Source organism: Ruania zhangjianzhongii (genome assembly GCF_008000995.1).
Classification (GTDB): domain Bacteria; phylum Actinomycetota; class Actinomycetes; order Actinomycetales; family Beutenbergiaceae; genus Ruania; species Ruania zhangjianzhongii.
The window spans coordinates 3,033,676-3,055,306 of sequence record NZ_CP042828.1 but is presented as its reverse complement, the minus strand read 5'-3'; the positions used below and the strand labels follow the sequence as shown (position 1 = coordinate 3,055,306).

22 protein-coding genes and 1 pseudogene are annotated in these 21,631 nt (G+C 69.6%); 12 read left to right on the top strand and 11 right to left on the bottom strand.

Annotation, left to right across the window (positions count from 1 at the left end; all coding sequences use genetic code 11):
* The first annotated feature begins 7 nt into the window (after window positions 1-7).
* Window positions 8-1,057, top strand: coding sequence for a mannonate dehydratase (locus tag FU260_RS14225; protein WP_147917662.1), 1,050 nt, complete (start codon window positions 8-10; stop codon window positions 1,055-1,057).
* A 79-nt stretch (window positions 1,058-1,136) separates the two neighbouring features.
* On the opposite strand, the gene FU260_RS14220 is transcribed toward FU260_RS14225, so the two are convergent.
* The gene (locus FU260_RS14220) at window positions 1,137-1,562 is read right to left on the bottom strand and encodes a hemerythrin domain-containing protein (protein WP_244951239.1); all 426 of its coding nucleotides are present in this window, start codon (window positions 1,560-1,562) and stop codon (window positions 1,137-1,139) included.
* A gap of 273 nt (window positions 1,563-1,835) precedes the next feature.
* Here FU260_RS14220 and FU260_RS14215 point away from each other — a divergent pair, with 273 nt between their 5' ends.
* The gene (locus FU260_RS14215) at window positions 1,836-4,994 is read left to right on the top strand and encodes an error-prone DNA polymerase (RefSeq protein WP_147917660.1); all 3,159 of its coding nucleotides are present in this window, start codon (window positions 1,836-1,838) and stop codon (window positions 4,992-4,994) included.
* On the opposite strand, the gene FU260_RS14210 is transcribed toward FU260_RS14215, so the two are convergent.
* The 6 genes from FU260_RS14210 to FU260_RS14185 all read right to left on the bottom strand — a co-directional run bounded on the left by FU260_RS14210 (window position 4,954) and on the right by FU260_RS14185 (window position 9,355).
* Window positions 4,954-5,637 (bottom strand): spermidine synthase, encoded by a 684-nt coding sequence (locus FU260_RS14210; RefSeq protein ID WP_147917659.1) that lies wholly within the window; start codon window positions 5,635-5,637, stop codon window positions 4,954-4,956. The two genes, FU260_RS14215 and FU260_RS14210, sit on opposite strands and share 41 nt — an antisense overlap.
* Window positions 5,634-6,836, bottom strand: a complete 1,203-nt coding sequence (locus FU260_RS14205; RefSeq protein WP_328593035.1) for an AI-2E family transporter — start codon at window positions 6,834-6,836, stop codon at window positions 5,634-5,636. The genes FU260_RS14210 and FU260_RS14205 overlap by 4 nt, the downstream gene beginning before the upstream one ends.
* A 171-nt stretch (window positions 6,837-7,007) precedes the next feature.
* Complete coding sequence (locus FU260_RS14200) at window positions 7,008-8,009, bottom strand: aminoglycoside phosphotransferase family protein (RefSeq protein ID WP_147917658.1); 1,002 nt, start codon at window positions 8,007-8,009, stop codon at window positions 7,008-7,010.
* 75 nt (window positions 8,010-8,084) lie between these two features.
* Window positions 8,085-8,513, bottom strand: a complete 429-nt coding sequence (locus FU260_RS14195; RefSeq protein WP_147917657.1) for a YybH family protein — start codon at window positions 8,511-8,513, stop codon at window positions 8,085-8,087.
* Window positions 8,510-8,962, bottom strand: coding sequence for an SRPBCC family protein (locus FU260_RS14190; RefSeq protein WP_147917656.1), 453 nt, complete (start codon window positions 8,960-8,962; stop codon window positions 8,510-8,512). Before FU260_RS14190 ends, FU260_RS14195 begins: the two co-directional genes overlap by 4 nt.
* A 3-nt stretch (window positions 8,963-8,965) precedes the next feature.
* Complete coding sequence (locus FU260_RS14185) at window positions 8,966-9,355, bottom strand: ArsR/SmtB family transcription factor (protein WP_147917655.1); 390 nt, start codon at window positions 9,353-9,355, stop codon at window positions 8,966-8,968.
* Window positions 9,356-9,485: 130 nt separating this feature from the next.
* On the opposite strand from FU260_RS14185, the pseudogene FU260_RS24620 reads away from it, so the two are divergent.
* The 3 genes and pseudogenes from FU260_RS24620 to FU260_RS14175 all read left to right on the top strand — a co-directional run.
* Window positions 9,486-9,845, top strand: a pseudogene (locus FU260_RS24620) (Gfo/Idh/MocA family protein); the annotation flags it as partial.
* Window positions 9,846-9,865: 20 nt separating this feature from the next.
* A complete protein-coding gene (locus tag FU260_RS23840; protein WP_210418090.1) occupies window positions 9,866-10,474 on the top strand; it encodes a Gfo/Idh/MocA family protein in 609 nt (202 codons plus the stop codon).
* Window positions 10,475-10,557: 83 nt separating this feature from the next.
* Entirely contained in the window at window positions 10,558-11,544 is a 987-nt protein-coding gene (locus FU260_RS14175) for an SDR family oxidoreductase (protein WP_147917654.1), read from the top strand.
* Here FU260_RS14175 and FU260_RS14170 read toward each other — a convergent pair.
* Window positions 11,474-12,244, bottom strand: coding sequence for an SGNH/GDSL hydrolase family protein (locus FU260_RS14170; RefSeq protein ID WP_147917653.1), 771 nt, complete (start codon window positions 12,242-12,244; stop codon window positions 11,474-11,476). The two genes, FU260_RS14175 and FU260_RS14170, sit on opposite strands and share 71 nt — an antisense overlap.
* A gap of 111 nt (window positions 12,245-12,355) precedes the next feature.
* On the opposite strand from FU260_RS14170, the gene FU260_RS14165 reads away from it, so the two are divergent.
* The 3 genes from FU260_RS14165 to FU260_RS14155 are packed head-to-tail and all read left to right on the top strand — an operon-like array spanning window position 12,356 to window position 14,918.
* On the top strand, window positions 12,356-13,030 hold the full coding sequence (locus tag FU260_RS14165) for a response regulator transcription factor (protein ID WP_147917652.1): 675 nt from the start codon (window positions 12,356-12,358) through the stop codon (window positions 13,028-13,030).
* Window positions 13,027-14,430 carry a sensor histidine kinase gene (locus tag FU260_RS14160; protein WP_147917651.1) on the top strand — a complete coding sequence of 468 codons (1,404 nt, stop codon included), beginning with the start codon at window positions 13,027-13,029 and terminating at the stop codon, window positions 14,428-14,430. The genes FU260_RS14165 and FU260_RS14160 overlap by 4 nt, the downstream gene beginning before the upstream one ends.
* Window positions 14,427-14,918: a hypothetical protein gene (locus FU260_RS14155; protein ID WP_147917650.1), complete on the top strand. Its 492-nt coding sequence runs from the start codon at window positions 14,427-14,429 to the stop codon at window positions 14,916-14,918. Before FU260_RS14160 ends, FU260_RS14155 begins: the two co-directional genes overlap by 4 nt.
* Here FU260_RS14155 and FU260_RS14150 read toward each other — a convergent pair.
* On the bottom strand, window positions 14,902-16,113 hold the full coding sequence (locus FU260_RS14150; protein ID WP_147917649.1) for an acyltransferase family protein: 1,212 nt from the start codon (window positions 16,111-16,113) through the stop codon (window positions 14,902-14,904). The two genes, FU260_RS14155 and FU260_RS14150, sit on opposite strands and share 17 nt — an antisense overlap.
* Between FU260_RS14150 and FU260_RS14145 the strand changes: the two genes are divergently transcribed.
* From FU260_RS14145 to FU260_RS14130, 4 genes are all read left to right on the top strand, one after another.
* Window positions 16,112-16,534, top strand: a complete 423-nt coding sequence (locus FU260_RS14145) for a hypothetical protein (RefSeq protein WP_147917648.1) — start codon at window positions 16,112-16,114, stop codon at window positions 16,532-16,534. The genes FU260_RS14150 and FU260_RS14145 overlap by 2 nt on opposite strands.
* Entirely contained in the window at window positions 16,534-16,686 is a 153-nt protein-coding gene (locus tag FU260_RS14140) for an FAD-dependent oxidoreductase (RefSeq protein WP_147917647.1), read from the top strand. The genes FU260_RS14145 and FU260_RS14140 overlap by 1 nt, the downstream gene beginning before the upstream one ends.
* 256 nt (window positions 16,687-16,942) lie before the next feature.
* Window positions 16,943-17,509 carry a VIT1/CCC1 transporter family protein gene (locus tag FU260_RS14135; RefSeq protein ID WP_147917646.1) on the top strand — a complete coding sequence of 189 codons (567 nt, stop codon included), beginning with the start codon at window positions 16,943-16,945 and terminating at the stop codon, window positions 17,507-17,509.
* 18 nt (window positions 17,510-17,527) lie between these two features.
* The gene (locus tag FU260_RS14130; protein WP_147917645.1) at window positions 17,528-18,379 is read left to right on the top strand and encodes an aldo/keto reductase; all 852 of its coding nucleotides are present in this window, start codon (window positions 17,528-17,530) and stop codon (window positions 18,377-18,379) included.
* Window positions 18,380-18,427: 48 nt separating this feature from the next.
* Here the strand turns inward: FU260_RS14130 and ngcE are convergent, their stop codons facing one another.
* Together ngcE and FU260_RS14120 are read right to left on the bottom strand one after the other, a co-directional pair.
* A complete protein-coding gene (gene ngcE, locus FU260_RS14125; protein WP_147917644.1) occupies window positions 18,428-19,843 on the bottom strand; it encodes an N-acetylglucosamine/diacetylchitobiose ABC transporter substrate-binding protein in 1,416 nt (471 codons plus the stop codon).
* Between the two features lie 62 nt (window positions 19,844-19,905).
* Window positions 19,906-21,600: an N-acyl-D-amino-acid deacylase family protein gene (locus FU260_RS14120; RefSeq protein ID WP_147917643.1), complete on the bottom strand. Its 1,695-nt coding sequence runs from the start codon at window positions 21,598-21,600 to the stop codon at window positions 19,906-19,908.
* Between the last annotated feature and the right edge of the window lie 31 nt (window positions 21,601-21,631).

The window sequence follows — 21,631 nt, the reverse complement described above, 5'->3', positions numbered from 1 at the left end:
TAGATCGATGACCATCCGGTTGGCGCTCGGGCACATTGAGGCACTGGACGAGGACGTGATCACCTTCGCCCAGCAGCTCGGACTGGAAAGTGTGCACCTGCACACACCGACCAATCTTGACGACTCGGTAGGCTACTGGCGCCTGGACGAACTCTCCGCGCTGCGGCAGCGCTGCGAGGACGCGGGTCTGCGGCTCGAAGCGATCGAGAACGTGCCGTACCTGCACTGGGACAAGGTGTTGCGCGGAGAGCCGGGGCGGGATGAACAACTGGAGAACTACTGCCGCACCATCCAGAACATGGCGGACGCCGGGATCTCGACGTTGGGCCATCACTTCATCCCCGGCTACGTGTGGCGCACGGACCTGCGGGCCCGCGGACGCGGCGGAGCCCTGGTGACCGCGTTCGATATCGACCGAATCGGTGAGGGCAACAAGCTGGCCGGGTACAAACTCACCCCCGCGGACGCTGCCGAGCAGGCGCTCGTCGACGCCGAGCAGATGTGGCAGAACTACGAGTACTTCCTGCGTGCGGTGCTGCCTGTGGCAGAAGGTGCCGGCGTGCGGCTTGCCCTGCACCCGGACGACCCGCCGATCGACGTGCCGCTCGGTGGGTTCGCCCGGATCATGTCCAGCCCGGAAGGTCTGATGAAGGCTCACCAGATCGCCGAGGACAGTCCCGCGTGGGCGCTGAACCTGTGCCTCGGGTCCGTCTCCGAGATGGACGGCGAGCGCAGTGTGAACACGGTGATCGACTACTTCGGCCCGAGAGGGCGGATCGCCTATGTGCACTTCCGGGACGTGCAGGGCACGGTGCCCCGGTTCGCGGAGAGCTTTCTCGGTGAGGGAAACTACAACCCGGCGGCCGTGGTCCGCCGACTGGTGCAGCGCGGCTTCGACGGATTCTTGATCGATGACCATGTGCCGGCGATGCTCGGCGACGCCGACACCTGGGCGGACACGTCCACGGCCGCCTTCTGCAGCCGAGGACGTGCCCATGCCCTCGGCTACCTGACGGGACTGTTCAACGCGCTCGAGCTGGACGTCAACGGACGGTGAACCCGCTGAGCCGGCGCACACCGCCTGGGCGACCGGCTCCAGCGGGGTGGTGACCGGTTCTGCAAGGTGGGTGACCGGTTCATAGTGGCCCCAGCGCCTCCTCGACGCTCGCCTCCAGCGCAAGGGTCTCCAACACCTGGAGCAGTTGGCGCTCCTCGTACCGGAAGTGGGACTCCATGATCGCGGCGATCCCCTCGAGATGTCGGTTGAGCTCGTCGGGGGAGGCAGCACGGGCCACGCTCTCGTTCAGGCCGCTGATCAGGTGCGCGATCATCGAGTGGTCCTGGGTGAGGTAGCGCAGCGTGTCCCGCAGGTGGGGATACTGCTCGGCGATGGCCGGAAACAGGTGCCGGTCCTCCGCCTGGTGGTGGCCATCGAGCGCCGTGCAGAACCCATGGCAGAACAGCAGCAGATCCCGGGTGGCCGGCTCCGCGTCAGTTCCTTCGTCCAGCGCGGCGCGGGTGAGGCGCAGCGCCTCGCGCAGCCGTTCGTGCACGGTGCGCATCTCGTGGCTCCAGGCAATCAGCCTGGTCTTCTCGCCCTCAGTCACGTGAGGGCGAAGGGGGTGACATGAACATGTCGTCCTCCTTCGTATCCGGCGCCTCCATGCCTGACAGTCGGTTGTCACCGGCACGCGACGCTGGACCCAGCATAGCCGCCACGGGCCGGAGCGTGCTTGCTGCTCACCCGAGACGGTGCGCGGCGGTTGGCGAGTGTCGGATCCGAGAGCTACGATGGAACGCATGTTCGATCAATCGGTGGGAGTGAGGAGCGTGCGATGACCGCATACGCCGAACTGCACGCCCACTCGGCGTTCAGCTTCCTGGACGGCGCCAGCCAGCCCGAAGAGCTCGTCCTCGAGGCAGTGCGTCTCGGGCTGTCCGCTGTCGCGATCACCGACCACGACGGTCTCTACGGTGTCGTCCGGTTCTGCGAGGCCGCGGCAGCCGCTGCGATCCCCACGGTCTACGGCGCCGAGCTGACCCTGGACAGTGCCACCAGACCCACCGGGATGCCCGACCCCGACGGCACCCACCTGCTGGTGCTGGCCCGCGGCCCAGAAGGCTACCGGCGACTGTCCCGCGCCATCGCCCGGGCGCACCTGGCCAGCGGCCGTAAGGGGGAGGCCCACTACCAGCTGGACGAGCTGGCCGATCTGGCCGCTGGAAACTGGCTGGTGCTCACCGGCTGCCGCAAGGGCAGCGTGCGCCGAGCGCTGGAACCTCACCCGGGCGAGTTCGACCTGCCCACTGCCCGGCGTGAGCTGGACCGGCTCACCGACCTGTTCGGCGCGGAGAACGTCGCAGTGGAGACCACCGACGGCGGCGCCCCGCTGGACTCGGTGCGCGCCGATGCGCTCGCCGATCTGGCCGGGACGGCCCGCCTGCCGCTGGTGGCCACCGGCGCTGTGCACTGTGCCACCCCGGCCGAGCAGCAGCTCGCCGATGTCCTCGCCGCCGTCCGGTCCCGTTCCACTCTGGAGGAGATGGCCGGTTGGCTGCCCCCGCGGGTAGCACACCTGCGCAGCCCGGCAGAGATGCTTGCCCGCCACCACCGTCACCCCCAGGCGGTGGCCACCAGCGCCGCACTGGCGGCCGAGTGCGCCTTCGACCTGCACCTGGTGGCGCCGAACCTGCCGCCCTACCCGGTGCCCGCCGGGCACACCGAGGCCAGCTGGCTGCGTGAGCTGACGATGCGCGGCGCCTGGGAGCGCTACGGCCCACCGGAGGCGGCTCGTCTGGCCGACGCCTACGCCACGATCGCCCACGAGCTGGAGGTGATCACCGCCCTGGACTTCCCCGGCTATTTCCTGATCGTGCACGAGATCGTCGAGTTCTGCCGCCGGCAGGGCATCCTCTGCCAGGGGCGGGGCTCAGCAGCGAACTCCGCAGTCTGCTTCGCGCTCGGCATCACCGCAGTGGACGCGGTGCAGCACCAGATGCTCTTCGAGCGGTTCCTCTCCCCGGGCCGGTCCGGACCACCGGACATCGACCTGGACATCGAGTCCGGCCGCCGGGAGGAGGTGATCCAGCACGTGTACACCCGGTACGGGCGCTCCCACGCCGCCCAGGTGGCGAACGTGATCTCCTACCGGCCGAGGTCGGCGATCCGGGATGCCGCCCGCGCCTTCGGTTACGACACCGGCCAGCAGGATGCCTGGTCCAAGAGCGTGGAACGCTGGGGCAGCCTGGAAGGGGAGGACACCGGTGCGCCGGAACAGGTGAGCGAGATCGCGGAACAGATGCTCCGCCTGCCCCGCCACCTGGGCATCCACTCCGGCGGGATGGTGCTCTGCGACCGGCCGGTGATCGACGTCTGCCCGGTGGAGTGGGCCACCATGCCCGGGCGGACCGTATTGCAGTGGGACAAGGACGACTGTGCCGATGCCGGGCTGGTGAAGTTCGACCTGCTCGGTCTGGGCATGCTCACCGCGCTGCGGCTGGCATTCGAGTCCATCGAGTCCGTCGAAGGGATCACCCTCGGGCTGCACTCCCTGCCGCAGGAGGACCCGCTGGTCTATGACCTGCTCTGCGCGGCGGACACGGTGGGGGTGTTCCAGGTGGAGTCCCGCGCGCAGATGGCCACGCTGCCGCGGCTGCGCCCGCGCACCTTCTACGACATCGTCGTGGAGGTCGCGCTGATCCGCCCCGGGCCGATTCAGGGGGACGCCGTGCATCCCTACATCGACCGCCGCCGAGGCCGGGCACCGGTGACCTATCTGCATCCGCTGCTCGAACCGGCGCTGGCCAAGACTCTCGGCGTGCCGCTGTTCCAGGAGCAGCTGATGCAGATCGCCATCGACGTCGCCTCCTTCTCCGCCGCCGAGGCCGATCAGCTGCGCCGGGCGATGGGGTCGAAACGGTCGGTGGAGCGGATGGAGGCGCTGCACCAGCGGCTGCTGGACGGAATGGCCGGCAACGGGGTGAGCGAGGAGGTGGCCGAGCAGATCTTCGACAAGCTCAAGGCGTTCTCCGACTTCGGCTTCCCGGAGTCGCACGCCTTCTCCTTCGCCTATCTGGTCTATGCCAGCGCCTGGCTCAAGGTGCACCACCCCGAGGCGTTCTATGCCGGGCTGCTCGCCGCTCAGCCGATGGGGTTCTACTCCCCGCAGTCGTTGGTGGCCGATGCTCGCCGCCGGGGGGTGGTGGTCCAGCGGGCCGGCGTGGTCGCCTCGCAGGTACAGGCCAGTGTGGAACGGGCCGACGACGGCGCACTCTCGGTCCGTCTGGGCCTCGCCCCGGTCCGGGGTATCGGGGAGAAGACCGCGGAGCGGATCGTGCAGGCCCGGGCGGAGGCGCCGTTGGCCGATCTGGCCGATCTGGCCCGCCGAGTGCGGCTGTCCGCTGCTCAGCTGGAAGCGTTGGCCACTGCCGGAGCGCTTGCGGACCTCGGTCATGAGCGCCGGGAAGGGTTGTGGCTGGCCGGGGCACTGGCCGCCGAGAGCGGCACTGTGCGGGGTGAGTGGATCCAGGAGCCGCTACCGCTGACCGCCGTGGGCACCGACGTACCGGACCTGCCGGGAATGGACCAGGTGTCCACTGCCGTGGCGGACGTCTGGGCCACGGGAGTGTCCACCGACTCCTTCCCCACCCAGTTCCGCCGCGGCGACCTGGACGCCGGGGGAGTACTACGGGTCGCCGAAGTGCCCGGTGCCGGGTCCGGCAGGCGGGTGCGGGTGGCCGGGGTGGTCACCCACCGGCAACGGCCAGCGACCGCCGCCGGGGTGACCTTCCTGTCCCTGGAGGACGAGACCGGAATCTTGAACGTGATCTGCTCGGCCGGGCTGTGGCAGCGGTACCGGAAGGTGGTGCGCGGCAGCGCGGCCCTGGTGGTACGGGGCACAGTGGAGCACGCTGACGGCGTCACCAACCTGATGGCCGATCAGGTGAGCGAGCTCAGCCTGAGGGTGGCGAGCCGGTCCCGTGACTTCCGCTGACCCGGCCCGTATACAACCAGTACTGCTCATCCCTGCCCTGCAGCCGCACGGGCAGGGCCGACTCCGACACCTCGGCGAACACGGTCGCCAGCACCTCGGCGAGCTCCGGTGCCCGGGCCGCCGACCAGATCACTACAGCGCCGCCGGGACGCAGCACCCTGGCCGCCTCGGCCAACATCGCCTGGCCGTACAGCCCGGCGTTGCGGGGGTACACCAGGAAGCCCGGGCCGTTGTCCACGTCCAGCAGCACCAGGTCCGTCGACTCCTGAGGCCGGGCCTGCAGATGCGCGGCAATGTCGCCGGGGACCACCTGCAGGCGAGGATCGGTCAGCAGCGCCGGACCGTGCGGGACAGTGCCGTCGGCGAGCCAGTCGATCACCGCCGGCTCGATCTCCACCACTTCCAGGAGCTGTACCCGCGGATCGGCGAGCACCTCCGCCGCGGTGAAGCCCAGCCCGAGGCCGCCCAGGAGCACCTGGTCCGGACGGGCACAGCCGGTCAGCCCCGCCCGCGCCAAGGCTCGCTCCGTGGAGGTTTCGGCCGTATCCATCACGAACACGCCGTTCACCCGCAGCTCCAGCGCATCCTCGCGCCGCCGGAGCAGCACCTCGCCCCGGGCAGAGACAGCACTCGCCACCCTCATGGAGTGGTGACCACCTCATCCGCTTTCATCGGCGGGTCCACAGTGCGCAGCCGCGCGTAGACCGACCAGATCACCGCGACGATCGGGATCACGATGATCGCGCCGAGGATTCCGGCCACCAGAGTGCCGGAGGTGACCGCGAGAGCGACTACCACTGGATGCAGGGAAACCTGCTTGCCCATCACCATCGGCTGCAGCACGTGCCCCTCGAACTGACCGATCAAGGCGATGAAGATGCCGACGATCACCGCGTTCAGCGGACCGTTGACCGCCAGCGCCACGATCATCGCGATGATCATCGCGGCCGGTGCGCCCACCAGCGGGATGAACGCACCGATGAACACCAGCACCGCCAGCGGCGCCGCCAGCGGGACTCCCGCGACCATCAGCACGATGAACGCCAGCACACCGTCCACGAAGGCGATGATCACGGTGCCCCGGGCGTAGCCGGAGAAGGTGTACCAGCTCACCCCACCGGCGATCATCCACTTCTCCCGCAGCCGGGCCGGCAGCTGGTTGATGAACCAGCGCCACATCTCGTTCCCGCGCGCCAGGAAGAACACCGTGCAGAAGATCGCCAGCGCCAGGATCGCGAACGTCTCGAACACCGAACCGGCCCCTTCCGCCGCCCGGTTCAGCAGTTCGCCCTGATTCTGCTGGACCCACCCCAGTGCCGTATCGGCCCACTCCGAGAGCTGTGTGGTGGTGATCGAGATGCCGAACGGCAGGTGCTGGGCCAGATCGAACAGGTCATTCAGACCGTCGGAGAACCGGTCCGAGAGCGTGCTCCACTGACCTGTCACCGAGGCCACCACGTAGGTGATCAGCCCGCTGACCACCAGGAAGCCGCTGAGGATGGACAGCGCGGTGGCCAACGGCCGGGGCATCACCCGGTCCATCAGGTTCACGAACGGGCGAAGCACCGAGCTGAACACCAGCGCCAGGAAGACCGCGGTGAACACGAGTTGGATCCGGGCGGTGGCCCACACGAACAACGAGACGACGGCGATCACCAGGAGCAGTCGCCAGGACCAGCCGCCGGCCTTGACCATCCAGCGGGGAACACCGTCGCCGGCATCTTCGGCGCGCAGGTGCCGCTCGGGCAGGCGATGGGCGTGCAGGCGGGCACCACGAGCCGGGGAACGGGTCAGCTTCGGCATCTGGGCCCCGCGTGCCGTGGTCCGCCGCCGGGTGGTCATCTTCACGCCGCCAGTCTGCCCCAGGGTGGGACCTCACGCGTGCGCAGACGCGTGTCTATCTGCTGATCGGGTGTATCGCGTGACCGGACCAGGCCCCCGGCAGCGCCCCTCAGTGGGCCCGAGGAGGTGGGTGGGCCGGGTCACCGCGTCAAGGAGCCCGAACGGTCCGGCTCAGCCGTAGGAGAGCCGGTACCAGACCTCGGCCTGGCGCAGGTCGGCAGCACGGGCGGCTTCCCGCCGGGCGGGATCGGTGAAGGTCTCCAGCTGCCACAGGAGCGACTCGATCGTGCGGGCCAGTGCCCACTCGGTGATCCGCAACGGCGGGATGCCGAGTGCTGTCGCGGCCAGCTGAACCCGGTGCCGCAGCAGTGCCTGCGGGTCCGGTGCGGCGAAGGGTTGGTCCACCTGCGCCAGCAGTGGCCACAGATCGTAGGCCGGATCGCCGACCATGGGCTTCGGGTCGATGGCGAGCCAATGGCCGGGGTCCTGCGTGGGCGCGTCCAGGAGTAGGTTGCCGGGGTTCAGGTCGCCGTGCAGCAGCACGACCGGCCCGGGTCGGGCCCCTGGAGTTCCGAACGCGCGGAGCAGATCCAACCCGGTCCGGACCAGATACTCGCCCCCGGTGAGCATCGGAGCCCACCGGGTGGCGCGCTCGCCGGCGATCATGGCCCAGCGGGCACTGACAGTGGTCAAGTACGGCAGCTGCGCTGCCGTGGTCTCCGCCTGGTGCAGGTTGCGCAGCACCTCCACCCCGTGGCTCACCCGAAGTTCGGCTGGGGAGGTGTCGTGCAGCATCGGTGTGCCCGGGTGCGCCCGCCGCAGCAGCAGTGCCCAGTCCTCGCCGTGATGGTCGAGCAGCTCGACGGCCGCCCACCCGTGCCACAGACGCAGTGCAGTCGCCTCGTGCCGGGCCTCATCGTGCGGGAAGGAGATCTTCACCACGACCGGGGTCCCGTCCGGGAGCGTGCCCGGTGCGGTCCAGGCAGCGGTGCCGACCCCGAATGGCTGGGCCAGCTGCACCTGCCAGCGTTCTTGGGCGCGCTGGACCAGCTGGGGCAGCTGTTCGATCCACGCGGCGCCCGCAGCGGTGGCGCCCACCCCGTCGAGTAGTGAGCGCGGCAGGGTGATGGCGTCCGTGGACCCGGTCCCCGGGTGCGGCGATGGCGGGAGCACGCGACCACTCTAACCAGGAGGCTCGGTATCGGTACGCACGAGGGTGAGGTTCCCCGATGGGGGAGGTTCTGCCCACTACTGCGGTTCGAGGCCGGTCAGGGCCCGGCCGGTGGCGGGATCGAAGGGCACCGATTCGTGGTCGTGCACGATGCGCCAGCGGCCATCGATGCGGCGGCAGCACAGAGTGGCGCGAACCCACATGTTCACCGCCTCGCCCGTCGTGAGTGTTCCACCCACGTGGTAGAGGAACGAGCAGAAGCCGAGGTCGCTCTGGGCATGCACCTGCAGATCGCGCACGGTGTAGTCGATCCGGCCGCGATAGCCGTCGAACCACTGCTGAAGGTGCCCCGCTGTGGCGTGGCTGCCGCGGGAGCTCAGCGGGGGGAGCACGTCGAAGGTGACGACGTCCTCAGTGGGCCGCGCGATCAGGGTGGTGCCGTCCTTCTCTCGGACCGCCCGCACCCGCTCCTCGACCAGCGCGCGCAGCTCGTCCGCCGCGGTCATGACTGCCCGTCCAGTACTGCGCCGAGCCGATCGAGCTGACTGGCCGTACCCAGGCTGCGGTCTTGGGCGTTGTCGAGTCCGTCGAGGTAGACCCCTTGCTCGGTGTAGACGAGGTGGGTGCCGGCTGCTGTGCTGGACAGCTCGAGCGTCGCTACCGAGACCGAGGTGCGTTGCCCGTCCATCGCCATCTCATAGGTAGTGACGATCCGTTCATCCGGCACGATGTCCCGGTACTGCGCGGTATAGGTGAAGTCTGGGCGGGACCCGACGGGTGTGCGGAAGCTTTCGGTGCCGCCGACTCGGAAGTCGCTGTGGTAGTCCGGATCGGCGGTCCCGGACAGGTCGAACCAGCGCACCTTGGTGCTCGGATCCGCCCACGCTGCGAACACCCGGTCAGGAGGGTGGGGGTAGTCGCGTTCGATCGTCCAGCTGTCGTGGCTGAGGCTCATAGCTCAAGACCCTTCATATCTTCTCGGAGATGATCTGCGTGGTGGCGGCGATACCTGCTCGTCGGGGGTGACCTGCTCGTCCAGCACGGCGCCGAGGCGATCGAGCCGGCGTTCCCAGACCACCCGGCGGTCGATGAACCACTGTTCGCATCCGCGCAGCGCTGCATCGTCGATCGTGCAGATCCGCACCCGGCCGGCCTTGTGCGAACTGATCAGCCCGCTCGACTCCAGCACCTGGACGTGTTGCACCACTGCGGCGAGAGTCATCGCCAGCGGGCGGGCGAGCTCACTGACCGAGGTCGGACCGGTAGCGAGCTGGTCGAGCATCTGCCGCCGGCTCGGGTCGGAGAGCGCGTGGAACGCGCGGTCCAGGGTGTCCGAATGGTCAAGCATGTACTTGAGTATGGAGGTGACTCACCAGAGAGTCAAGCACTTACTTGACTATAATGGCCGGCGCGTGTCGGAGCGGATCGGCAGCCGGGCCGATCAGTGCGTCGGGGCAGTCCAGCGATAGTCTGGCCACATGGAGACAGTGCGCTGGGGGATCATCGGCGTGGGCAATGTGACAGAGGTCAAGAGCGGTCCCGGGTTCCAGCAGGCGGAGGGTTCCGAGCTGGTGGCGGTGATGCGCCGCAACGGCGAACTGGCGGCCGACTACGCCCGCCGGCACGGTGTGCCGCGCTGGTACGACGACGCCGACGCGCTGATCGCCGACCCGGACGTGGACGCGGTCTACATCGCCACTCCACCGGACTCGCATGCCGAGTACACCGTGCGCGTGCTCGAGGCCGGTAAGCCGGTGTACGTGGAGAAGCCGATGGCCCGCACCGCCGCGGAGTGCGAGGAGATGCTCTCCGCCTCGCGGCGCAGCGGGCTGCCGCTGTTCGTGGCCTACTACCGGCGATGCCACGCTTCGTCAAAGCCAAGGACCTGCTCGACGGCGGAGCGATCGGTGCGGTGCGCGCGTTCCGGATCGAGAACTTCCAGCCGGCGCCGATCGATGAGGGCGGGGACATGCCGTGGCGGGTGCGCCCCGAGGTGGCCGGCGGCGGCCACTTCGTCGACCTCGGCTCGCACACACTCGACCTGATCGACCACCTGCTCGGCCCCGTGGCCCGCGTACACGGGTTCGCCAAGAACACCAGCGCTGCCTACCCGGCCGAAGACCTGGTGAGCGCGACCTTCGAGCTGGGCTCCGCCGTCGTCGGTACCGGCCTGTGGTGCTATGCGGCGGGTGAGTTCCGGGACGAGGTGGAGATCATCGGCACCGACGGCCAGCTGACCTTCTCCTCGTTCGGCGAGGAGCCGCTGCGGCTACGAACCGCGGCCGGTACCGAGAAGATCGACGCACCGTATCCTGCCACCGTGCAGCAGCCGCTGATCCAGACAGTGGTGGATGAGCTCTGCGGCCGCGGGACCTCGCCGAGCACCGGAGAGAGCGCCGCCCGGACCGCGCGGGTGGTAGACGCGCTGCTCGGCAGCTACCGGCGCGAGCACGGCATCAGCTTCTGAGCCCGCGAGGTCCCTGGGCGTGCGCCCGAGAGCTCTGTCGCACAGGCTGGCAGCACGTGACCAGCACGCGGAGAGGATCTGCCATGTCCGTCCAGTCCGAGACCGACCAGCTGAGCTTCATCAACCCGGTGGACCGCTACCGGTCGATCAGCCCACCGGAGCAGAGCCAGAGCGAACCGGGGCTCGAGGCAGAGATGGTGCCCACCCCGGACATCGGTGAGCACTCCTACCGAGGAACGGGCCGCCTCCAGGGCCGCAAGGCACTGATCACCGGCGGCGACTCCGGGATCGGTGCCGCGACCGCCATCGCGTTCGCCCGGGAAGGAGCCGATGTGGCGATCGCCTGCTTGCCTGCCGAGGCGGAGGATGCCGAGAACGTGGCCCGGATCATCAGCGAGTCCGGGCGCCGCGCCGTAGTGATCACCGGGGATCTCATCGACCCCGCCTTCTGCGTCCAGCTGGTGGAGCAGGCGGTGGACGCGCTCAGCGGGCTGGACATCCTGGTGAACAACGCCGGCAAGCAGGTGGCCACCGAAGGGCTCGCCGACATCCCGGATGACCAGCTGGAAGAGACATTTGCCGCGAACATCCTGGCCATGTTCCGGGTGACCCGGGCTGCCCTGACACATCTGCCAGCGGGATCCTCGATCATCAACAGCACCTCGATCCAGGCCTACCAGCCCTCGCCCACGCTGCTGGACTACGCCTCCACCAAAGCGGCGATCAACAATTTCTCCAAGGGTCTGGCCGAAGAACTCGCACCGAAGGGGATCCGGGTCAACGCGGTGGCGCCCGGACCGATCTGGACAGTGCTGCAGCCCAGCCAGGGCCAGCCGATCGAGGCGCTGCCGGAGTTCGGGAAGGACACCGGGCTCGGCCGAGCCGGTCAGCCCACTGAGCTCGCTCCCGCGTATGTGTTCCTGGCTTCCCCGGAATCGAGCTATGTGATCGGCGCAACCATCCATGTCAACGGAGGTCAGCCCACACCGCGAGCAGGGCTCAGCAGCCAGGAAAGTCCTCGGCCGACGCCCAGCCGGTGTTCGCCCACTGTGCCGGGTCGGGCGGGGTGAAGCCGGGGTAGGCGGCGGCCAGCTCGTCCAACAGCCAGGCGGTGAACCGGGCCGCACCCTGCGGACAGGTGTGGATGCCGTCCGAGCTGCGGTCGAGGGTGCCCTCCCGCTCCCGCTGGTAGGTCGGGCTCCAGACTGCCTGTGCATCAAGGAGCACCGCGTCCCCACCGGAGGCCTCGGCCACCTCGGCGGCGACGTCGTCGGCGCGCTCCAGTTCGTCCATGTGCGGTGCGTAGAAGTCGTCCGGCTCGATCGGCGGCATAGTGACGAAGAGGAGGTCGGCGCCGACCTCGGCCACTGTGGCCACCAGGCGCTCATAGCCTGCCTGCTGTTCGGCCTGAGTACCCCAGTCATAGCTGGTGAGCTGGTAGATGACGATCTCCGGATCGGCTGCAGCGATCTCGCCGGGCAGCTCGCCCCAACGCTCCTCGGACCCGGGGCCCACCACGTTTCCACCACCGGTGGCGGCCCGGGACTCGAACGGTACGCCGGCAGCGGCGAACGCCTCGCGTAGCGGCAGGGCCTCGCCGGCCGCCACCGAGTCACCGAGCAGGAGTACCTGCCCGATCCCGGCATCTGGGTCCAGTGTGGGTGGTGCCGGCTCGTCGGCGACGGTCTGCCCGGAACAAGCCGCGGTGAGCGCGATCAGACCGGTGATTGCGAGGGTGGCAGCAGTGTGGGTGCGTGTTCTGGTGATCATGGTGCCAGCCTGGAACGGCTAGGTACCCGGGGTGTCGCGCCGATGTCGCGATCGTGTCGCAGAACCTCGGTACCCTCCTGCGCCGGAGAGCGCCGCGGGCATACTGGGCTGGTGCCGTCGGTCCTCCTTATCGAAGACGCGCCCCTGGTCCGCCGTGGGCTGCAGCTCGCCCTGAGCCGGCACGGGCACCACGTACAGGTGGTCGAGACTGGGGAGCAGGGGCTGCGCGAGATCGATCAGGCGCCCCCGGACCTCGTGGTGTTGGACCTGATGCTGCCCGGCATCGACGGGTTCGAGGTGTGCCGCCGGATCCGGGCGGGCAGCGACCTGCCGGTGATCATGCTGACCGCACGGGGGGACGATCTGGACGTGGTCGGCGGCCTGGCGGCGGGCGCGGACGACTATGTGGTCAAACCGGCGCAGCCGGCAGTGCTCGATGCCCGGATTCGTGCCGTGCTGCGGCGCAGCACCGCCGAGGCCGACGGCGTGCGCACGCACGGGGACCTGCAGGTGGACACGGAGGCGTTGACGGTCACCCTGCGGGGCGCAGCGGTCGCCCTCACTCCTACTGAGCTGCGGCTGTTGCTGACCCTGTCCCGGGCACCAGGCCGGGTGCTGACCCGCCAGCAGCTGCTCGAAGACGTCTGGGAGCACGGCTATCTCGGCGACTCCCGCCTGGTGGACAACGGGGTGATGCGGCTGCGCGGCAAGATCGAGGACGACCCGGGCCGGCCGAGGTACGTCCAGACCGTGCGCGGGTTCGGTTACCGCTTCGGCCCGGTATGAGGTACTGGCCCCGAGGCCTGCGCTCCCGGTTGGTCCTCGCCTTCGTGGCCGTGACCATGGCGGGCGCCGGGGCAGCCGCCTGGTCCAGTGCGAACTCGGCGGCCGGCGCGCTGGTCACCTCGACCCAGCAGCGACTCACCGAGAGCGCGGTCGCGCAGGTCGAGGCACTGGCACCCCAGGTGCAGTATCCACCCGACCAGGCCGAGCTGGACCGGCTGGCCCGGACGCTCGGCCCGGACACGCTCGTGCGCTACCCGGACCTGCGGCCCGCCGGCGCCGAACTTCCCGCGATGATCACCGATGACCTGCGCACCGCCACAGCCACCGGGGAACGGGTGTATGCCCAGCGGATCGTGTCCGGGGGCCGGCCATGGCTGTTGATCGGCGTGCCAGTGCTGCGGACCCACCCCGACGGTTCCCAGGAGCCGTCCGGTATCGAGGTGTACTCGGTACACGATCTCAGCGACGTGCAGGAGCAGATCGACGGTCTCACCCGGTCGGCGATCGGCACGGCCGCCCTCGTCCTCGTCCCCGCGGTACTGCTCGCGCTGCTTGCTGCACGCGGCGTGTTGCGCCCGGTGCGCGAGCTGCGGGACACCGCTCGCCGCCTGGCCGACGGCGACCTGGACGCCCGCTCCCAGCCGCACGGGGCCGACGAGCTCGCCGAGCTCACCGGGACCGTGAACACGATGGCCGAGTCCGTGCAGGAGTCGATGGTCGCGATGAGTCGGATGCAGACCGAGGCCCGGCGGTTCGCCGCCGACGTCTCCCACGAGTTGCGCACCCCGCTGAGCACCCTGACCGCGGTGATGGAGGTGCTGACCGCTGCCGCGCCCAGCATGGACGCCGACGCACGCGAGTCTGCGCAGCTGGCGATAGCCGAGACGCGGCACCTGGTGCGACTGGTGGAGGAGCTGATGGAGATCTCCCGGTTCGACTCCGGCACGGCACACCTGCGGATCGAGGAGGTGGACCTGGTGGCGGCCGTGCGTGAGTGCCTCCGGATACGCGGCTGGCAGCACGAGGTGGCGGTCCGGGCTCCCGAGCAGCTGTACTGGAGGGCTGACCCACGGCGTCTGGACGCGATCGTGGCGAACCTGGTGGCCAATGCGCTGCGGCATGGCCGGCCGCCGGTACAGGTCTCGATCGACAGCCGCGCCGGGCAGGCGGAGATCGCCGTCACCGATTCCGGTCCCGGCGTGCCGGACGGAGCGCTCGACCACGTCTTCGACCGGTTCTACAAGGCGGACTCCGCCCGGAGCCCTGCGGCCGGCAGCGGCCTCGGACTGTCGATCGCGATGGAGAACGCGCGGCTGCACGGCGGGCACCTGATGGTCGAGAACACCACTGACGGAGCACAGTTCGTGCTGCAGCTGCCGGGCGAGGGGAGCCGGCGATGAGGCGAGCACGGGCAGCGGCGGCAGCGCTCGCGCTCGCGGTGGTCACCGGGTGCGGAGTAGAACCGTCCGAGGTGACCACAGGCCCGGAGCCGCCGACCGGCGTCGCGCCCGGGGTGACGCTCTACTTCCTCGACGGGCAGGGTGAGATCGTCCCGCAGCAGCGCGACAGCGGCCGGCTCGGCACCATCCAGGCGGCGATCGCGCTACTGCTCACCGGCCCGGGCCCGTCGGGACCGCGCACGGCGATCGCACCGGATCTCATCTCCCGGGTGGAAGTCACCGAGACCCCGGGGCTGATCGAGCTGCGGGTGCCGTGGACGGTGGCTGATCTCGGCGACCGTGGCATCGACCAGGTGGTCTGCACTGTGCTGGGGGTGCACGTGCAGAGCGGCGGTCCGCCGAGCACGCAGGTCCGGATCGACTTCGTGCAGGACACTCCGGCCTCGCAGGCCGAACGTTCCTGCCCGCTGATCAGCCCAGGCGGGTGACGTCCACGATCTGCGTGGCCGGGCCGGGCAGGGCCAGCCAGAGCGCCGCGAGGGCGGCCATCGTCACCACCGCCGCGAGCAGCCCGCGCCGCCCCCTCGCCCAGCCGGCACGAAACCGCACCGGGTTCTCCACCAGGTGGGTCGAGGCAGCCGCGAGCGCGATCGAGACCGCAGCCACCACAGCGGTCCAGGCCCAGCCGTGCAGGCCGGTGGCCTCGGGGGAGAGGAGCACGATCACCGGCCAGTGCCACAGGTACAGGCTGTAGGAGACCTCCCCGAGCCGGCGCAACGGCCACCAGGACAGCACCATCGAGACCCGGCTGCCGGGATGGTCGGCGCACCAGGCGATCAACGCTGCGCAGCACAGCGAGTGCAGGAACAGTCCGCCGGTGAACAGCCACGGTGACACGACGCCGTCGACGACTGCCCACGCCGCACCGAGGCCGGCCATCAGCACCAGCGGCACACCGGAGCGGACCGGCCGGGGGAGGCGCAGGAGCACCGACCGAACGCCGTCGGTCGCTGCGGCCGCGCCGAGCAGCAGTGAGAACGCGCGGGTGTCGGTGCCGGTGTAGACGCGCGTCGGGTCGATGGGGTCGGCCAGGGTCACCATGAGTACCAGGGCGAGCAGGCTGATCACGACGGCGGCCGTCGCCACCCGTAGGTGGGACCGCCTCGGCGAGCGGGTCACCAGCAGCACGATCACCGGCCAGGCCAGGTAGAACTGCTCCTCCACGGCGATGCTCCACAGGTGCGCGAAGACCCGCTCCTGGCCGAACCTGTCCCAGTAGGACGCAGACTCGGCGAGCAGATGCCAGTTGACCAGGTTGAGTTGGACCCATGGCCCGTCGGAGAGCGTGCTGCGGAGCAGATCCGCCGGCCCCATCGCCCAGACGGTGAGCGTGACGATCGCCAGCATCACCGCGAGGGCGGGGAGCAGCCGGCGGGCGCGCCGGCCCCAGAACGAGGCCAGCGAGATGGTGCCGCGGGTGCGGAGCTCGCGCAGCAGCAGGCCGGTGATCAGGTAGCCGGAGAGGACGAAGAACAGGTCGACACCGAGGAAACCGCCGGGCAGGTGCCCAGTGTGGAACAGCAGCACGCCGGCGATCGCCACCCCGCGCAGGCCGTCCAGCGCTGGCCGGTAGTGCGCCGAGGTGCGGGTGGACTGCGTGGCGGTCCTCTGGGTGATTGCCATGCTGTCGAGGGTGCTGTGGCCGGGTCGCGGCGTCGTCGGCGGCAGGTCGCAGTTGTGTCGCAAGCGCACTCCCGGGGGCCGGGATGAGCTCGGCAGCTGGTTGCACGAGCTGGTCAGCCAGCCACGGCACGAGTACCCGGCCTTCGCTGCGGCGCTGTCCCTGTTGGTGGTGCTGCCGCCGGAGGAGGCGGCGCAGGCGCTCCGGGACCGGGTGATGGTGCTCGTGCAGCAACGGGAGGCCACGGCGCACTCGGTCGCCGAGACCACCGCCTCCGGAGTGCACCCGCTGTTCCTCGTCGAGGACGACTACCGCGTCGCGCTGCTGGACGCAGAGATCGCCTTCGTCCGGCGGCTGGTCGGCCGGATCGCCGATCACGACTGGGCCGACCTCTGGCGCGAGCACTACGAGGGAGGCAGCTGATGACCGGTATCGACTCGGTCGCGGTGATCGGCGGCGGTATCGCGGGTGCGGCCACGGCGATCGCTCTGACCAAGGCCGGCATCGCGGCCACGATCTATGAGTCACGCTCCGTGGGCACCGAGAGCACCGGCACCATGCTCACCCTCGGGTGAACGGGATCGATGCGCTGCGCGTTCTGGACGCTGAGCACCATACCCCCGGTGGCGTAGGTCGGCCACCAGTGCCTGGCCGATGAATCCGGAGGCACCGGCGAGGACGGCGCGCGGTGGGGGATCCATGGCAGGCAGCAGAGGAGGACGCGGGCCAGGCGGGTGGGCAGAGGTAGGTGAGGCATACCTACTTTCCCGCAGTATTCTGCGGATTAGGGCAGACTCACCTTGCTAGCGCCGGGTGCGGATCTGGGCTTATATGGGTGCTATGAGCATCCGGGTGAACGACATCAGCGAACCACGCGAGGACCTCGCCACGCGGCTGAACTGGTTGCGTGCCGGGGTGCTCGGGGCGAACGACGGGATCGTCTCGGTCGCCGCCGTGGTGGTCGGGGTGGCCGGCGTGACAAACTCCACCGGCCCGATCCTGGTGGCCGGCCTGGCGGCTGTGCTCGGTGGTGCGATCTCGATGGCGCTGGGGGAGTACGTCTCCGTCTCCAGCCAGACTGACTCGCAGAAGGCCCACGGTGTCGACGCCGACGACGTGGTCAGCCCGTGGCACGCTGCACTGGCGTCCGCGGTGGCCTTCCTCGCCGGGTCGGTGCTGCCGATGCTGGCGATCCTGCTGCCGCCGCCGAGCGTGCGGGTCCCGGTGACCTTCGTCGCCGTGCTCGGTGCCTTGGCGATCACGGGCGCCGTCGGCGCCTGGATCGGCCGGGCGAACGTGACCCGCGCGGCGCTGCGAGTGGTGATCGGTGGAGCCCTGGCGCTGGCTGCGACGTTCGCGGTCGGTTCCTGGCTCGGGTCGGCCGGCGTGCTCGGCTGAACCTTCTAGGCTGGGTGCATGGGAATCGACGCAGCCGGAACTATCGAGATCAAAGACCTGGGTTCGGTGACCCGCTTGGGCTTTGGCGCCATGCGGATCACCGGGAAGGGGATCTGGGGTGAGCCAGCGGACCCCGGCGCGGCACGCGCGGTGGTGCGTCACGCCGTCGAGCAGGGAGTGGACTTCATCGACACGGCCGACTCCTACGGGCCGGAGGTGAGCGAGCGCATCCTCGCCGAAGTGCTCACGCCCTATCCGCAGGGCCTGCGGATCGGGACCAAGGCCGGGCAGGCACGCACCGGCCCGGACCAGTGGGTCCCCCTGGGGCGGGCGGAGTACCTGCGCCAGCAGGTGGAGCTCAGTCTGCGCCGGCTCGGTGTCGAGGCTCTCGACCTGTTCCAGCTGCACCGCATCGACCCCAAGGTGCCTACCGCCGAACAGTTCGGGGTGATGGCCGACCTGCAGCGTGAGGGCAAGGTACGCGCCCTCGGGCTGTCTGAGGTCTCGGTGGCACAGATCCAGGAGGCGGAGCAGCACTTCACCGTCGCGTCGGTGCAGAACCGGTACAACCTCAGCGACCGCAAGTCCGAGGACGTCCTGGACTACTGCGCTGCGCAGCAGATTGCCTTCATCCCCTGGGCGCCGTTGAACGCCGGCCGGGAGGGTGAGCCCGGTGGGGTGCTGGACGTGGCCGCCAAGCGGCTGGCTGTCAGCCAGCACCAGGTAGCCCTGGCCTGGTTGCTGCAGCACTCGCCGATGATGCTGCCGATCCCGGGGACGGGTTCGGTGGCCCACCTCGACGAGAACCTTGCTGCCGCCGACGTCGTTCTGGACGAAGAGGCGGTAGCCGCATTGGATGCCGTGGCCTGAGCCGCCAGGTGCTCCCCGGGCACCCGGCCGTAGTACCTCCCGGGCCGGTCAGGTCACCGGGATCTTCTCCACCGCATCGTCCTCACGGACACGATCGGTGATCGTCTGCAGATCCTCGGTGAGCTGGGCAACGGTGGACCGGCCGTCGAGGAAGGAGTTCCAGATCGGCAGGTGCTCCTGGTTCAACCCGTACCGCTGGACGAAGCTCCAGGTGTACACATCGCTACCGGCGGCCTCGATCATCCGAGTCTGCGACGCGAGGGCGGTGGAGCCGAACCCGTCCTCGGGAACGGTTCCGGCAACCACTGTCGGCGCCAGCTTCTCCGCAGCGAAGTTCGCCGCAGCCTCCTGGGAGAGCATCGTGCGAATCAGCTCCTTGCCGCCGGCAACGTTCGCCCCGTCGGCGGGGACCAGCAGGGGCACCTCCGGTGTGGAGTGGATGCCGGCCGCGGGATAGGCGCCGTCGGCGGTCAGTGACGGAGTGGGAGTGCCGGTCATCTCAAAACCGTCGACGGTGTGCTCGCGCATCTCGTTCTCGATCCAGGAACCTGCTGGGTACAACAGTGCTTGCTGCTCCTGGCTCCACTGGGCCTGGGCTGCGGTGAAATGGGTGCCGGTCCCGCCGGGGAGGAAGCCACCGGCGTCGATGATCTCCTTCAGTGCGGTCATCACCCCCTGCACCGCCGGGTGCGACCAACACCCGTCCTCGAGGTTCTCCAACGGCAGCCGGACCTCGTCGCCACCTTCCTTGATGGCGGAGTCGATCACCAGCGTCTGGTAGTAGGTCGCCGACTCCTGACCCCAGCAGAACAGGTATAGGTCCTCCTCCTGTGCCAGCCGGCCCAGCTCGGCCAGGTCGTCCCAGGTGACCGGCGGCTGCCAACCGTGCTCGTCGAAGAGAGTCTTGGAGTACCACAGGCCGTAGACAGTGACCACGTAGTTGATCGCCAGCAGCCGATCGTCGTAGACGCCCGAGTCCAAGGTGCCCTCGTACAGGGTGTCCCGGATCGTCTCGCCCTCGAGGTTCGGCGCATCGACGATGTCGTCCAGGTCGGCGAGCTGGTCGAGGATCTGGATCATCCCGATCGAGTTCGCCCCGGAGTTCTGGATCAGATCCGGCGGGTCGCCGGCCACGAACCGCGGCTGCATCTCCTGGGCGAGGTGAGTGGCGGGTGCGATATCCACGGTGACGTCCGGGAAACCCTCGGCCATCACCTCGGCGGCGAACTCGACGTAGTCGACGTTGTACCCGCCGTTGAAGATCACCGCCTCCACCGCCGACTCCGCACTGACGCCGAAGGGGTTGTCGGGATCTACCGGGCCGGTGGCCTCTCCGTCGTCGGCATCGGAGGTCTGCGACCCGCCCCCTGAGGCACAGGAGGCGAGCAGGACACCCAGCGGTAGGCCGGTGCCTGCTCTCAGTACGCTCCGGCGGTCGAAGGTTCTGCTGTTCGTTCCGGTCATCGTGATCTCCCCTCTCGAGATGTGCACGCCGACGCTGCGATGCGTCGGTGAGGTGTCAGCCATCAACGTGCGGCCGACGGTGGTCCGTATCGGGTGCGGACCTCTGAAGGATCGGTGCGCCGAAGGGCGGTACCGGGGCGGGCACCGGTCGGTGTGCCGCCGGTGAGCACTGCGGTCCCGTTCACCAGGACGTGCTCGACGCCGGACGCCGGCAGTCGAGGATCGGTGTAGCTGGCGTGGTCGATGATCGTCTCGGCGTCGAAACAGACCAGATCGGCCTGGGCGCCGACCGCGATCCGACCCCGGTCGGGCAGACCGAGCCGCTGTGCCGGTGCGCCGGTCATCTTGTGCACCATCTGCGGCAGCGGCACGATGCCGAGTTCGCGCGAGTACCTGCCGAGGTAGCGGGCAAAGGTGCCGAACGCCCGCGGATGCGGACGTTCGCCGGTGAGCAGGCCGTCGCTACCGGCCATCTGCGCGGGGTGCGCCATGATCGCGCGGACATTGGCCTCGTCCCCTTCGTGCACCACGCACATCGTGCCGAGCTCGTCGTCGACGACCAGCTCGGCGAACACCTCGACCGGGCGGGAGCCGGCGGCATCGGCCAGGTCCGCGATCGAGCGCCCGATCGCGTCGGTATGACCGGAGGAGGAGATCACGATCCGGCTCCAGTCCACCGGGACACCGTGCGACCCATCGGTGCCGGTGACCTCCAGCTCGTGGGCGATCTGGCTGCGGAACGTCTCGTTGCCCAGGAGCGCCAGCAGTTCGGAACTGCTGCCGTTCTGGTGGGCGGAGGCCAGCAGCGAGTGCAAGTAGCTGGAACCTGCCGCGTAAGGATAGGTGTCCATGGTGACGTCCAGACCCTCCCGAGCAGCGCCGTCGACCATCTCCAGCAGCTCCGCTGCTCTGCCACGGTTGACGGCGAAGCTCAGGTGGGCATGGGTCAGGTGCAGGGCCACTCCGGTCTGGCGGGCCAGGTCCAGGCACTGGGCATACGCCTCGAGGGCGCCGCGGCCATAGCTGCGATGGTGGGGGGCGTAGTAGCCGCCGTGGGCGGCGACCACCGCGCACAGAGCGCGCAGCTCGTCCGCGGTGGCGTAGACCCCCGGGACGTAGGTGAGACCGGCGGACAGTCCGACCGCGCCGTCGGCCAGGGCCACCTCCAGCAGCGTGCACATCGCCTCGATCTCCGCTGTGCTCGCGGCCCGGGGGGACAGCCCCATCACCTCGGCGCGGATCGTGCCGTGCGGCGCCAGATAGGCGGCGTTGGTGGCGGCGCCGCTGATCTGCGCGAGGAAGTCCGCCACCTGGTCACCGTGGACCCCCTCGGGTGGCGGCGGGCCGTTCCACCCGTGGATGCGCTCGTGGACCAGTGCGCGGGTGGCCGCGCCGGTGGGTGCGTAGGAGAGGCCGTCCTGGCCGATGACCTCGGTGGTGACCCCTTGGGTGATCGCGCTCCGGCGCTCCGGTGCGGTCAGCAGCGCCAGGTCCGCATGGGCATGCAGGTCGATGAACCCGGGGGAGAGGGTCAGTCCGCGCGCGTCGATCTCGGTGCGGCCCGCGCGTGGCACCGCACCGACGGCGACGATCTGTCCGCCGGACACGGCCACATCGGCCGCGACGGCCGGCGCCCCGGTGCCATCGAGCACCTGTGCGCCGCGGATGACGAGGTCCGGTTCAGCCGATGTGCCGGGCGAGGCGGGATCGCGCAGGTCCGCTTGCGAATTTCGCTGAGCAAAATGGCTTTCCCCCATGCGTGGAGTATGGGTGTGCGCCGGAACAGCC

Coding starts and splice junctions, on each gene's coding strand:
- FU260_RS14135 (WP_147917646.1), top strand. CDS start 16,943: ATGGGTGCTATGAGCATCCGGGTGAACGACATCAGCGAACCACGCGAG.
- FU260_RS14170 (WP_147917653.1), bottom strand. CDS start 12,244: ATGATCACCAGAACACGCACCCACACTGCTGCCACCCTCGCAATCACC.
- FU260_RS14225 (WP_147917662.1), top strand. CDS start 8: ATGACCATCCGGTTGGCGCTCGGGCACATTGAGGCACTGGACGAGGAC.
- FU260_RS23840 (WP_210418090.1), top strand. CDS start 9,866: ATGCCACGCTTCGTCAAAGCCAAGGACCTGCTCGACGGCGGAGCGATC.
- FU260_RS14175 (WP_147917654.1), top strand. CDS start 10,558: ATGTCCGTCCAGTCCGAGACCGACCAGCTGAGCTTCATCAACCCGGTG.
- FU260_RS14185 (WP_147917655.1), bottom strand. CDS start 9,355: ATGCTTGACCATTCGGACACCCTGGACCGCGCGTTCCACGCGCTCTCC.
- FU260_RS14205 (WP_328593035.1), bottom strand. CDS start 6,836: ATGACCACCCGGCGGCGGACCACGGCACGCGGGGCCCAGATGCCGAAG.
- FU260_RS14145 (WP_147917648.1), top strand. CDS start 16,112: ATGCTGTCGAGGGTGCTGTGGCCGGGTCGCGGCGTCGTCGGCGGCAGG.
- FU260_RS14215 (WP_147917660.1), top strand. CDS start 1,836: ATGACCGCATACGCCGAACTGCACGCCCACTCGGCGTTCAGCTTCCTG.
- FU260_RS14155 (WP_147917650.1), top strand. CDS start 14,427: ATGAGGCGAGCACGGGCAGCGGCGGCAGCGCTCGCGCTCGCGGTGGTC.
- FU260_RS14130 (WP_147917645.1), top strand. CDS start 17,528: ATGGGAATCGACGCAGCCGGAACTATCGAGATCAAAGACCTGGGTTCG.
- FU260_RS14140 (WP_147917647.1), top strand. CDS start 16,534: ATGACCGGTATCGACTCGGTCGCGGTGATCGGCGGCGGTATCGCGGGT.
- FU260_RS14195 (WP_147917657.1), bottom strand. CDS start 8,513: ATGACCGCGGCGGACGAGCTGCGCGCGCTGGTCGAGGAGCGGGTGCGG.
- FU260_RS14190 (WP_147917656.1), bottom strand. CDS start 8,962: ATGAGCCTCAGCCACGACAGCTGGACGATCGAACGCGACTACCCCCAC.
- ngcE (WP_147917644.1), bottom strand. CDS start 19,843: ATGACCGGAACGAACAGCAGAACCTTCGACCGCCGGAGCGTACTGAGA.
- FU260_RS14160 (WP_147917651.1), top strand. CDS start 13,027: ATGAGGTACTGGCCCCGAGGCCTGCGCTCCCGGTTGGTCCTCGCCTTC.
- FU260_RS14120 (WP_147917643.1), bottom strand. CDS start 21,600: ATGGGGGAAAGCCATTTTGCTCAGCGAAATTCGCAAGCGGACCTGCGC.
- FU260_RS14150 (WP_147917649.1), bottom strand. CDS start 16,113: ATGGCAATCACCCAGAGGACCGCCACGCAGTCCACCCGCACCTCGGCG.
- FU260_RS14210 (WP_147917659.1), bottom strand. CDS start 5,637: ATGAGGGTGGCGAGTGCTGTCTCTGCCCGGGGCGAGGTGCTGCTCCGG.
- FU260_RS14220 (WP_244951239.1), bottom strand. CDS start 1,562: ATGCGCACCGTGCACGAACGGCTGCGCGAGGCGCTGCGCCTCACCCGC.